Raw genomic sequence first — 11,491 nt, 5'->3', positions numbered from 1 at the left:
AGAATCGGTACAATTTGCTGGAAAAACTGGAATAGATCAGGAGAAAACGATGAAAGTGGTCGAAGTTAAGCATCCTCTAGTACGTCATAAGATTGGCTTGATGCGTGAAGGAGATATCAGTACTAAGCGTTTCCGTGAGTTAGCGGCTGAAGTGGGTAGCCTGTTGACCTATGAAGCGACCGCTGACTTTGAAACCGAGAAGGTCACTATCGAAGGATGGAACGGTCCAGTTGAAGTTGAGCAGATCAAGGGTAAGAAGGTAACTGTAGTACCTATCCTACGTGCCGGCCTAGGCATGATGGACGGTGTGCTTGAGCATGTACCGAGCGCACGTATCTCTGTGGTAGGTATCTACCGCGATGAGGAGACGCTGGAGCCTGTGCCGTATTTTGAGAAGCTTGCTAGCAATATGCATGAGCGTATCGCTCTAGTGGTTGACCCTATGCTGGCAACCGGCGGCTCTATGATCTCAACCATTGACCTGCTGAAAGAGCGTGGCTGCACCTCTATTAAGGCCTTGGTATTAGTGGCGGCGCCGGAAGGCATCGCGGCACTTGAAAAAGCCCATCCGGATATTGAGCTCTTTACTGCCTCTATCGATAAGTGCCTTAACGAGAACGGTTACATCCTGCCTGGTCTGGGTGATGCAGGCGATAAGATCTTCGGTACTAAGTAACACGTTAAGTTAGATCTAGTATCTAGTAGCAAGCCATATTAAATATGGTGAGTCGTAAAAAAGGAGCCTATGGCTCCTTTTTTGTTGGCTGACTCTTGTGTCTGGACTCGATTAGAGCGCTATGTCTTTGTTAGAGCACCATGGCCGCAATCCAACCCGAGATCAACAGTGGGATATTGTAGTGGATAAAGGTTGGGATCACGCTGTCACGAATATGATCATGCTGACCGTCGGCGTTGAGACCGGCCGTTGGGCCTAGGGTCGAATCCGATGCCGGTGAACCCGCATCCCCCAGCGCCGCCGCCGTGCCGACCAGGGCGATAGTCGCCGGTACCGAGAAGCCGAAGTTGATGGCCAGCGGCACATAGATGGTGGCAATAATCGGGATGGTCGAAAATGATGAGCCTATCCCCATGGTGATGAGTAGGCCAACCACCAACATCAAAAAGGCGGCTAAGGCTCGGTTGTCACCGATGAGATGGCTGAGGGAGTCGACCAAGGTGGCTACATCGCCGGTGGCCTTGACCACGGCAGCGAAACCGGCGGCGGAGATCATGATGAAGCCGATATTGGCCATCATACGCACCCCTTGGTTGAAGATATCCTGATCGGCCACATGCTTGAGGGCGCCGGAGAAGCTGAAGATGATGAAGCCGATGAGGGCGCCGAAGATCATCGAGCCGGTATAGAGCTGCACCACCAGGGTCGAAACAATGGCGATCAGGGCGATGACAATATTGCGGCGATTAAGTGTTTCTTCCGGCTCGGCGGCCAGGATCAACTCCTCTTTATATTCTCTTGGCTTGCGATAGCTGACAAACACGGCGATGAATAGTCCGGCGACCATACCCAGGGCCGGGATCAACATGGCCGGTGGGATCTGCTCGCGCACCGCATCTAAGTTATTGCTGGTGAGGTTTGAGAGCAAGATGTCGTTGAGGAAGATGCCGCCAAAACCCACCGGCAGGATCATATAGGTGGTCACTAGGCCGAAGGTGAGTACACAGGCCACCAGACGCCTGTCTAGTTTGAGCTTAGACATCACATGCAAGAGCGGCGGGATCAGAATCGGAATGAAAGCAATATGAATCGGCAGAATGTTTTGTGACGACACCGCCATGGCCAGGATAGCCAGCAAGAGCAGCCAACGGACCTTGTTAATGTTGCCGGGGTTTTCCTCTCGACCTAGCTGCGCAATCACCTTGCGAGAGATCAGTGTGGTAAGGCCCGAGTGCGACAGAGCCACGGCAAAGGCGCCCAGCAGGGCATAACTCAGGGCGATCTGCGCGCCGCCGCCAAGGCCAGTGTTGAAGGCCTCAACCGTCTGGTCTAGGTTCATGCCGCCGACGAGTCCGGCGACCAATGCACTCACAGTGAGTGCGATAACGACGTTTACGCGTGCTAGGCTAAGGCCCAACATCAAGCAAACGGCAATAACAACTGCATTCATATTGATTCAATCTGATTTTTTAATCTTTAATGGGAAGCTATTTTTGCCAGCAATAGCCCGTGTTGTCCAGCGTCTAGGCGTTTTATCTGAAAAATAGACAAGAGATGTAACCGAACTGTATTCAAGTTTACTGCGTAAGTGTAAATAAGCCTAACCGAGTGGACGGAAGAAGGTGATAACTTGGGCAATTCGATGAATATTTATTAAAAAAAGTGACAATGATCCCAAATTACTTGTGTCCCGCTGGTGACTGCCTATAATGCTTCTGATTTCATAATTAAAAGCTTTTTCAATCCATAGATGGAGATAAAAAATGAGCGTATTAGTAGGCCGTCCGGCTCCTGATTTTACAGCTGCAGCAGTTCTTGGTAATGGCGAAATCGTTGATAGCTTTACCCTGAGCGAAGCGATTAAAGGAAAGCCAGCTGTAGTATTCTTCTACCCACTTGATTTCACTTTCGTATGCCCATCTGAGTTGATTGCCTTCGATCACCGCATGGAAGAGTTCAAGAAGCGTGGCGTTGAAGTTATCGGTGTTTCTATCGATTCTCAGTTCACTCACAACGCATGGCGTAACACCCCAGTAGACAAGGGCGGTATCGGCCAGGTTCAGTACACCCTAGTTGCTGACGTGAAGCACGATATCTGTAAAGCTTACGATGTTGAGCATCCAGAAGCCGGTGTGGCTTTCCGTGGTTCTTTCCTGATCGACAAAGAAGGTCAGGTTCGTCACCAAGTCGTTAACGATCTGCCACTAGGTCGTAACGTTGACGAGATGATTCGTATGATCGATGCACTTCAATTCCATGAAGAGCACGGCGACGTTTGCCCAGCAGGCTGGGAAAAAGGTGACAAGGGTATGGACGCGAGCCCAGCAGGCGTTGCTTCTTACCTGACTGATAACGCTGATTCACTATAAGCGATTCATGTTAAAGTCAAAAAAGCTGCCCTAGGGCGGCTTTTTTTATGGCTAGATTTTATGGAAAGGTTTTTATGATTAGTCTTTATATCAGTCTAGCTGAGGTTCACTGGTTATAAGGGATTAGGGAAGGTGCGACGACTTGTTCGCACCTTCCCTAAGGTACTCAATGCGACTCTCTATAGCGTTTCTCTGTTGTTTTTTCTTCGTGGTGCCTGTTCGCGCCGAAACCGTGCTTTATTATAATGTGAATGGTTCCAGTAGTTGGTATCCCTACTTTATCGATGCTAATGCCAAGGACCCAGGGATCTTGGCCGAGTTGGTGCCAGATATCTTTGCGCTGACCCCGATTCGATTAGAGGCGAAACATTATCCACCGAAGCGCACTAATCAGGCGTTGGCGAGCGGGGCACTGGATTTCGATGTTGTGAGTCCTAGCTGGTTTGAGGGGGGCGACCTGGGCGAAAATTTTGTGCAGTCACACCCCATCTTCGCGATTAAGGAGCATGTAGTGGTCTTGGCGACGGCACAGAACGACTGGATGGATATTAGTAAGATCCGCGGGCAGGAGATAGGTACTGTGCGCGGTTATCTCTATCACGACGACAGCCAGTTCACCCGTGTCGATTTTAAGTCTGAACGTGAGCTTATCATCGCCTTGCAGAAGGGACGCATCCAGGCCGCCATTGCAGGGGATCTTACCGCGCTATATTGGGCCAAGGAGCTGGAGGTGCCTATCGCGCTGGCGGCGGTGCATTCGGATGGCGTGCTGGTGATCCGCCTGCGAAGAGAACACCAAGCCTTGCTCGAGCAGATCAATGGTGCAATTAGTCAGCTCAGAGACCAGGGAACAATCGATGCCTTACTGGCCAAATATACTTCGGGTCCATCGGTTGCCTCAAGATTGAACAATTAGGCGTATTTTTCTCTACCTTCCTCTAACTTCCTATAACCGATTGTTTTTCAATCAAACGGTATATAATCTCTTGACGTGCGCTTCGAGATAGCCGCTAATTGTCGCCAATGGAAATAAGCAAGGATAGATGTATGAATCCAATGGAGTTTGCGATTCCGGCCGAGGACAAGCAGGCCTTTAGTCAATATTACGCGAAGAAGATAGCCCCTAAGTGCCGACGTTATGAGTCGGTTCGCCAGGCGGCTGCCGCTAAGTATCTGTCGCGTAGAAAAGTCAGTGCTCCCGTCACTTATATCGGTCTACTCGCCTTTCTGGCCTTTTTTGCGCTAACTTTCTACGGCGCAGCGATTCTCGAGTTTGAAGATGGCGTGTTCTTTATCGGCTTTGCCGGCGCGTTTGGCTCAGGCGCCTTGGTGGCAACGGTAAACATCTGGGCGGGAAACGAGATAGGGCAACTACGCACTCAGATTATCGAGGAGGTCTATCCGCTGCTGCTGGGGTATTTCGGTAAGCGGTTTGCGTTAAATCCTCCTGGCTTACCTAGTTTGGATACCTATCTGGACTATGGTCTCTTTCCTAAGTTCGACAAGGGATATTTTGAAGACTCGGTAAGAGGCCAGTACCTCAAAGTGCCTTTCTTGCTGCGGGAGCTGACGCTATTCGAGCACAAGGGGACTAAAGACAATCGCCCTCAATACAAGACGCTGTTTGATGGTTTGGTCATAGAGTTTGAGTTGCCAAAGCGGTTTTCTGCCAATATCCAGGTTCGTCAAGATAAAGGCCTCATGGGTAACGGTTTTATGCAGTTTAAACAGCAGCTGTCACGGGTAAAGCTGGAAGATCCCACCTTTGAGCGTCAGTTTGAGGTGTATAGCGACGATCAGGTCGAGGCGAGATACATGTTAACCACGGCGACCATGGAGCGCTTTCTCTCCCTGTCACGCTTTTACGGTGGAGAGCTCGAAGCCAGCTTTAAAGCGGGAAGATTGCTGATTATGATCGCCTGTAAACATAACTATTTCGAGCCGCAACTGGATCTGCTAAAGCCGCTGGATTTTAGCGATGATATAGAGCAGGTGTTTAAGGAGCTCCATAAGGTATTTGATTTGATCAAGGCCCTGAATCTCGACAGTCGTACCGGGCTTTAAAGCCGTCTATTTGGCCGCTCACCTTATCTTAGGTGAGCGGCCAGTATCTGTTTAGCCTAGCAGCTGATTAGCATAGGCTGTTTAACACCTTTGGGTCTTACCTCAGATGTTATAGCTTGGCTGTCATAGCTCAGGAGTTGCCGCTTAGCCGTTGTCGCTTGTTTCTTGTTCAGGCGATGGGCTGGGGTGTTAAGGTTCTGGACTGGGTTCTTCGCTTGGCGTAGTTACCGGCCAGCCGCCTAATGCCTTCCACTTGTTGACGATATGACAAAACAGCTCTGCGGTGCGCTCGGTGTCATAAAGCGCCGAGTGAGCCTCTTTGTTGTCGAAGGGGATGCCGGCTATCTCACAGGCCTTCGCCAATACCGTGTGTCCAAGCGCCAGACCCGAGAGGGCGGCGGTGTCGAAGGTGGCAAACGGGTGAAACGGCGTACGTTTCAGGGCGTTGCGTTCGATCGCCTGAGTAACGAAGCCATGATCGAAGGCGGCGTTGTGGGCCACTATGATACTGCGATGACAATCCGATGCCTTCTGATGCTTCTTGACCTCTTTAAAGATCTCTAAGAAGGCTTCTTTCTCACTCACGGCGCCGCGCAGCGGGTTGCTGGGGTCTATGCCATTAAACGCCAGGGCATCTGGTTCGAGGTTTGCGCCTTCGAATGGCTCGATATGGTAATGCAGCGTCTTATCCAGCACTAAGTTACCATTGTCGTCCATCTTCAATAGAGTGACGGCGATCTCCAGCAACGCATCGGTCTGAGCATTAAACCCCGCGGTTTCAACATCTATGACGACGGGAAAGTAGCCACGGAATCTATGCTTAAGTTTGTGTGCGTCGCAAATATCGCTCATTAAAATGTCCAAAGTGAAGAGTGGGGGGCTATTATGAAGTATCCGATGGGAGCTTGTCATGTTTGATTGGTCATAATATGGGCTAAAGGAATGCTAAATTAGGCCGATAGGAATAAGTAACGTAATTAACAAGAGTGACTGTCTATGTGGGTTAGGGTGCTACGTGCGATGACATTCGGTATCGGCTTGAGTCTGGCGACGACGGCGCAGGCCGAGTTGCGTCACTATGTGGCCTCGCTGGAACAGTCCTCCTGGCGCCTAAGCGACAACACCCCCATTATCTGTCGTCTTGAACATGAGATCCCTTCCTACGGCAAGGCGGTGTTTACCAGCCGCGCCGGTAAAGATCATGATTTGAACTTTAGCCTGGATATGTGGGTGAAGCCCGACGAGGTGACCAATGCCAAGTTGATGAGCATGGCGCCCGCCTGGCGTCCAGGTGTGGTGTCCCGTCCCATCATAGATCTCACCTATCAGAAGTATTTTAGCGGCGAGGTGCCTAAGAAGGCGGCCTGGTCCATGCTGAACGAACTCGAACGCGGCATGCAGCCGACTTTCTATTATGCCGACTGGTACAACCGCTCCAGCAAAGTCGCCGTTGGGCTTTCGGCCGCCAATTTTGGTCGTCGTTACGCCGAGTTTAAATCGTGTCTGGCCAATCTCTTGCCCTATAGTTTCGATGATATCGCCTTCACAGTGTTGACCTATGAATTTGGTGGTTCCGAGTTGACCCGTTATTCCAAGGCGCAGATCGCTAAGGTGCAGGAGTATCTCTCTTACGATCCTGAGGTCGAACTGGTCTTGATCGACGCCTATACCGATAGCTTCGGTGGCCGCTCGGTGAATAAGAAGGTGTCAGAGAAACGCGCCAAGTCGGTTAAGCAGCTCTTCCTGTCTGCGGGTATTCCCGACGAGCGTATCCATACCTTAGGTCATGGTGAGCGTCGCCATGTGGCGTCCAATGAAACCATAGATGAGCGGGCGCGCAACAGACGCGTGGTGATCCGCCTCAGCAAGCCGCTTGACTAGTTCAGCCTGAATAGGTTTGTTGTCACCTTCTGCGGGATAGTGCACCTAATACCTGAGTTCCAGGGCTAACTGAATTAAGGGTTAACTGAATTAATCTTATTTATCGAAACCGGCCTGATTGGCCGGTTTTTTTGTATCAGGCCTGGGATATCAAAGTGCAGACGTAAATGATAGGCAAAAAAAAGCCCACTTAATCTTAAGTGGGCCGCAAATAAATCATTGCAATCAACAAATTGAAGGAAGGAAGTCAAGCATAAGAACCAGGGATGAATTCACGTGACTGGCACGGGAATTCGGAGTTCTTGTTTTCACATCTACCAGCTGGGTAGATACTTCCGGAAAACGAGGTGCATTATAGGGTCAGACCATTTGTCCCACAAACTAGAAAAATTCCCGCCTGAGATTAGTATTTCTAATGTCTGGATGAGGTGCCTAATGGCTCGAATTCACCTTGTCAGGCTATTTGCGCTTGATTAAGCATAATTGCTGCATAATTTCACGATTTATATAATTCATCCATGTTGTTTTTTTATTAACAAGTCTTGGAGACAAATGCGTGAGTCGTTTATTTGTAGCCATTGCACGGTTTTTTTTTACTTGTATAGTACGAGGTTATTGGGCGCTAGCTCACAGGTTTACCATTAATAATAACGAGATATCCAGGATGGCTACAGATGGCTCTTAAGACGATTTTATCTAAGCAAACCCTTTTGCTTGCCGGATTAGGTTTAACACTCATGGGTTGTCAGTACCATGCCAGTGAAACGGCAGCGGCGCAGGCAGCAGTTCAGCCCCAGGGCGTGGTTGAAACGATTCACGGTGTAGAGGTTGCCGACCCCTACCGTTATCTGGAGGAAGAGAGTGACGCGACCCATGCCTGGGTGAAGCAGCAGCAACTGGCGGGACACGACTTTCTGGCGCAGCTGGAAAATAAGCAGGCGATCGTCGATCGCATCACAGAGCTGTGGAACTTCGAGAAGGTGACGGCACCTACAGAGCGTGGCGATAACACCTTCTACTATCGTAACGATGGTCTGCAGGCACAATCTGTACTCTATGTGAAGAATAAGGCCGGCGAAGAGAAGGTGGCCTTAGACCCAAATAGCTTCTCTACCGACGGCACAGTCGCCCTGAGCGGCGTCTCTGTCAGCGGCGACGGTAAGATCATCGCCTATGGCGTGTCTAAATCTGGTTCAGACTGGCAGCAGTGGCAGTTTGTCGATGTGGCAAGCGGTGCCAAGCTAGGTGATGAGCTTAAGTGGATTAAGTTCTCCCGTGCCGAGTGGAGCAAAGATAATAAAGGTGTCTACTATGCTCGTTATGATGCGCCCGAAGGCGGCAATCTGCTGGCCGACGTTAACTTTAACCAGAAGGTCTATTATCACCAGCTGGGCACAGACCAGTCTCAAGACAAGCTGATCTACGAGCGCCCACAGAATAAAGATTGGGGCTTTGGCGCCGAGGTATCGGAAGAGGGCGACTATCTGTTGATCTCTATCTCTCAGGGTACAGATAGCCGTAACCGCTTCTTCTATAAGTCGCTCACAGATGCCAACGCGCCTGTGGTCGAGTTGATAAGCGAGCTGGAGGCGGAATACAGCTTCCTGGGTAACGACAAGTCTGTCTTCTACTTTAAGACAGATCTCGATGCCCCTAATGGTAAAATCGTGGCCGTAGATGTGAATCGTCCAGCCAAGGAATACTGGAAGACGGTTATCCCCGAGTCGAGCGACCCTATCGCCAGCGTGGCCATCATCAACGATCATCTGGTGGTGAGTTACCTGCATGACGTGCTGGGTAAGCTGACTATCTTCAGCATGGACGGCGTGAAACGCCAGGATGTTGACCTACCGGGCAAGGGCAAGATTGCCGGCCCATTTGGTAAGCGCAGCAAGGATTACTTCTACTACACCTTCAATAGCTATGTGCAGCCACAGACCACCTATAAGTTTGACTTTAAGACGGGTCAGTCGAGCCTGTACGCTAAGCCAAAGATCGCCTTTAATCCAGATAACTATGTTTCCGAGCAGGTGTTCTACACCAGCAAGGATGGCACCCGCGTACCTATGATGATCTCTTACAAGAAGGGATTGACCCTTAACGGTGAAAACCCAACCCTCTTGTATGCCTATGGCGGTTTCTCTATCTCTCTGACGCCAAGATTCAGCCCGGCCAATATCGCCTGGATGGACATGGGCGGCGTGTATGCCGTGCCTAACCTACGTGGCGGCGCCGAATATGGTGAGAGCTGGCACCAGGCGGGTATGTTCGATAAGAAGCAGAACGTGTTCGATGACTATTTTGCCGCGGCCGAGTATTTAATTGACAACAAGTACACTAATCGCAGCAAGCTCGGTGCCTATGGCCGCAGTAACGGTGGTCTGCTGATGGGCGCGGCCGTGACTCAGCGTCCAGACCTTTTCGCCGCCATTCTGCCTGCGGTAGGCGTACTGGATATGCTGCGCTTCCATAAGTTCACCATCGGCTGGGCCTGGACCAGTGAATACGGTAGCGCCGATAATGCCGAGCAGTTCCCTGCGCTATTGGCCTATTCGCCTTATCACAACATCGCAGAGCGTGATTACCCGGCGACTATGGTGATGACGGCGGATCATGACGATCGCGTGGTACCGCTACATAGCTTCAAGTTCGGTGCCCTGCTGCAAGACAGACAGACGGGAGATGCACCTATCATCATGCGTATCGAGTCTAAGGCCGGCCATGGCGCCGGTAAGCCGACTGCGATGAAGATAGATGAATTTGCCGACATTTACAGTTTCTTAATGCATAGCTTCGGTCTTGCAGTGCCGAGCAAGATAGGCGGCTAAGTAAACAAACCTAAAAAGGGAAGTGAATAACTTCCCTTTTTTATTAACAAAATTTTATGCAGTTAGTCCCGGCTACAGGGGCGTCAAGCATTCACAATTGCCTGGGCACTCGGTATAGTAGGCCTCTATTTAATCTGAATGTTGAGCTGTTTGTAGCTATGTTTCGTTGGCCTATATCCGTTTACTACGAAGATACCGATGCCGGTGGAGTGGTGTATCACTCTAACTACCTTAATTTCTTCGAGCGTGCCCGCACCGAGTGGTTTAAACAGATAGGGGTGAGACAGACGCAGCTACTGGCCGACGATATTGCGTTCGTGGTCAAGCATGCCGATATCGATTTTAAGGTGACCGCACGCTTCGAGCAGGACCTTTTCGTCGAGTCTGAGGTCATAGAGATGAAGAAGGCCTCTATGGTGTTTCGACAGCGTCTGCTCGACCAGGACGGAACCCTCTATTGTGAAGGGCACATTCAGGTGGCCTGTGTGGTGTTATCGCGCATGCGGCCGAAAGCCATTCCCCATCATATTGTTCAGGAGTTAAAGGGTGGAAGCTGATATCTCTTTTATCGGGCTGTTTTTACAGGCCAGTCTATTAGTTAAATTCGTCATGTTGACGCTGCTGACATTGTCCGTGGTGTCCTGGGCGGTGATTATTCAGCGTAGACGCCTGCTGACCTCGGCTCGTCAGCGTTCGCTCAAGTTTGAAGACAAATTTTGGTCCGGTGTTGACCTCAATAAGCTTTACAAGGAACTCTCTGCCAGACAGGAGAGCAATACTGGTCTAGAGGCCATGTTCTACGCCGGCTTTAAAGAGTATGCCCGCCTGAGTAACCTTAACGGCAAGGTGCCAGCCGCCGTGATGGATGGTTGTTATCGTGCCATGCGCGTCTCTCTCTCCAGAGAGCTTGAGAAGCTTGAAACCCATTTGCCACTGCTGGCAACGATTGGCTCGACCAGCCCCTATATCGGTCTGTTTGGTACCGTGTGGGGGATCATGAACTCCTTTATCGCGTTGGGCGCCGTTGAAAATGCGACTCTTGCCATGGTGGCCCCGGGTATCGCCGAGGCACTTATCGCCACGGCCATGGGTCTGTTTGCGGCGATTCCTGCCGTTATCGCCTACAACCGCTTCTCGACTCAGGTGGAGAAGATCGAGATGTCTTACGCCAACTTTATGGAAGAGTTCTCCAGCATCCTGCATCGTCAGGCCTATAGCGAGAAGGAAGCCGGTTAATGCAGCAGGGTTATCAACGTAAGAGGCGTCGTCCGGTTGCCGAGATCAACGTTGTACCTTATATCGACGTGATGTTGGTACTGCTCATCATCTTCATGGTGACTGCGCCTATCGTGACGCAGGGCGTGAAGGTGGACTTGCCACAGGGGGAGGCCGAGAGCCTGCCCGCCGACAGTAAGCCGCCAGTGGTGGCTTCTATCGATGCCGATGGCGATTATTACCTGGATATTGGCAGTGCCAGCAGTAAAGAGGTGTTGGATCTCGAGGAGATTGCCGTTAGAGTCAGCGCCATCATTCAGCTAGAGCCAGAGCGCCCCGTGGTGGTCAAGGCCGATAGGAGCATTCCCTATGAGCGGGTGATCCAGTTGATGGTGACGTTACAAAAAGCAGGTGTACCTTCGGTAGGCCTGATGACAGATTCGCCTGAGGAGTAACAG

11 protein-coding genes are annotated in these 11,491 nt (G+C 50.8%); 9 read left to right on the top strand and 2 right to left on the bottom strand.

Going from position 1 to position 11,491, the window contains the following annotated elements:
• Window positions 1-49 precede the first annotated feature (49 nt).
• Entirely contained in the window at window positions 50-676 is a 627-nt protein-coding gene (gene upp / locus L1D47_RS09275) for a uracil phosphoribosyltransferase (RefSeq protein WP_041511693.1), read from the top strand.
• Between the two features lie 130 nt (window positions 677-806).
• Here the strand turns inward: upp and L1D47_RS09270 are convergent, their stop codons facing one another.
• Window positions 807-2,126, bottom strand: coding sequence for a Na+/H+ antiporter family protein (locus L1D47_RS09270; protein ID WP_239884310.1), 1,320 nt, complete (start codon window positions 2,124-2,126; stop codon window positions 807-809).
• 313 nt (window positions 2,127-2,439) lie between these two features.
• On the opposite strand from L1D47_RS09270, the gene L1D47_RS09265 reads away from it, so the two are divergent.
• From L1D47_RS09265 to L1D47_RS09255, 3 genes are all read left to right on the top strand, one after another.
• Entirely contained in the window at window positions 2,440-3,045 is a 606-nt protein-coding gene (locus L1D47_RS09265; protein WP_041511691.1) for a peroxiredoxin C, read from the top strand.
• 169 nt (window positions 3,046-3,214) lie between these two features.
• Entirely contained in the window at window positions 3,215-3,961 is a 747-nt protein-coding gene (locus L1D47_RS09260) for a transporter substrate-binding domain-containing protein (protein ID WP_239884308.1), read from the top strand.
• A gap of 131 nt (window positions 3,962-4,092) precedes the next feature.
• Window positions 4,093-5,109, top strand: a complete 1,017-nt coding sequence (locus L1D47_RS09255) for a DUF3137 domain-containing protein (RefSeq protein WP_239884306.1) — start codon at window positions 4,093-4,095, stop codon at window positions 5,107-5,109.
• A 189-nt stretch (window positions 5,110-5,298) separates the two neighbouring features.
• Here the strand turns inward: L1D47_RS09255 and rnt are convergent, their stop codons facing one another.
• Window positions 5,299-5,961, bottom strand: coding sequence for a ribonuclease T (rnt, locus tag L1D47_RS09250; protein ID WP_239884304.1), 663 nt, complete (start codon window positions 5,959-5,961; stop codon window positions 5,299-5,301).
• 168 nt (window positions 5,962-6,129) lie between these two features.
• On the opposite strand from rnt, the gene L1D47_RS09245 reads away from it, so the two are divergent.
• The 5 genes from L1D47_RS09245 (at window position 6,130) to tolR (ending at window position 11,488) form a co-directional block, all read left to right on the top strand.
• Window positions 6,130-6,990 carry an OmpA family protein gene (locus L1D47_RS09245; protein WP_239884296.1) on the top strand — a complete coding sequence of 287 codons (861 nt, stop codon included), beginning with the start codon at window positions 6,130-6,132 and terminating at the stop codon, window positions 6,988-6,990.
• 674 nt (window positions 6,991-7,664) lie between these two features.
• A complete protein-coding gene (locus L1D47_RS09240) occupies window positions 7,665-9,818 on the top strand; it encodes a prolyl oligopeptidase family serine peptidase (RefSeq protein ID WP_239884288.1) in 2,154 nt (717 codons plus the stop codon).
• 158 nt (window positions 9,819-9,976) lie between these two features.
• Complete coding sequence (gene ybgC, locus L1D47_RS09235) at window positions 9,977-10,375, top strand: tol-pal system-associated acyl-CoA thioesterase (RefSeq protein WP_239884287.1); 399 nt, start codon at window positions 9,977-9,979, stop codon at window positions 10,373-10,375.
• Window positions 10,365-11,054 (top strand): protein TolQ, encoded by a 690-nt coding sequence (tolQ, locus tag L1D47_RS09230; protein ID WP_041511683.1) that lies wholly within the window; start codon window positions 10,365-10,367, stop codon window positions 11,052-11,054. The genes ybgC and tolQ overlap by 11 nt, the downstream gene beginning before the upstream one ends.
• On the top strand, window positions 11,054-11,488 hold the full coding sequence (gene tolR / locus L1D47_RS09225) for a protein TolR (RefSeq protein ID WP_041511682.1): 435 nt from the start codon (window positions 11,054-11,056) through the stop codon (window positions 11,486-11,488). Before tolQ ends, tolR begins: the two co-directional genes overlap by 1 nt.
• The last annotated feature ends 3 nt before the right edge of the window (window positions 11,489-11,491 follow it).

The sequence above is a fragment of the Shewanella sp. Isolate7 genome (genome assembly GCF_022398425.1).
In the GTDB taxonomy this organism is placed as follows: domain Bacteria; phylum Pseudomonadota; class Gammaproteobacteria; order Enterobacterales; family Shewanellaceae; genus Shewanella.
The sequence above is the reverse complement of the archived record's forward strand: the minus strand, read 5'-3'. Positions and strand labels throughout refer to the sequence as shown.

Bases quoted from the DNA above. Each gene is read 5' to 3' on its own strand.
- upp (WP_041511693.1), top strand. From the start codon at position 50: ATGAAAGTGGTCGAAGTTAAGCATCCTCTAGTACGTCATAAGATTGGC.
- L1D47_RS09270 (WP_239884310.1), bottom strand. From the start codon at position 2,126: ATGAATGCAGTTGTTATTGCCGTTTGCTTGATGTTGGGCCTTAGCCTA.
- L1D47_RS09265 (WP_041511691.1), top strand. From the start codon at position 2,440: ATGAGCGTATTAGTAGGCCGTCCGGCTCCTGATTTTACAGCTGCAGCA.
- L1D47_RS09260 (WP_239884308.1), top strand. From the start codon at position 3,215: ATGCGACTCTCTATAGCGTTTCTCTGTTGTTTTTTCTTCGTGGTGCCT.
- L1D47_RS09255 (WP_239884306.1), top strand. From the start codon at position 4,093: ATGAATCCAATGGAGTTTGCGATTCCGGCCGAGGACAAGCAGGCCTTT.
- rnt (WP_239884304.1), bottom strand. From the start codon at position 5,961: ATGAGCGATATTTGCGACGCACACAAACTTAAGCATAGATTCCGTGGC.
- L1D47_RS09245 (WP_239884296.1), top strand. From the start codon at position 6,130: ATGACATTCGGTATCGGCTTGAGTCTGGCGACGACGGCGCAGGCCGAG.
- L1D47_RS09240 (WP_239884288.1), top strand. From the start codon at position 7,665: ATGGCTCTTAAGACGATTTTATCTAAGCAAACCCTTTTGCTTGCCGGA.
- ybgC (WP_239884287.1), top strand. From the start codon at position 9,977: ATGTTTCGTTGGCCTATATCCGTTTACTACGAAGATACCGATGCCGGT.
- tolR (WP_041511682.1), top strand. From the start codon at position 11,054: ATGCAGCAGGGTTATCAACGTAAGAGGCGTCGTCCGGTTGCCGAGATC.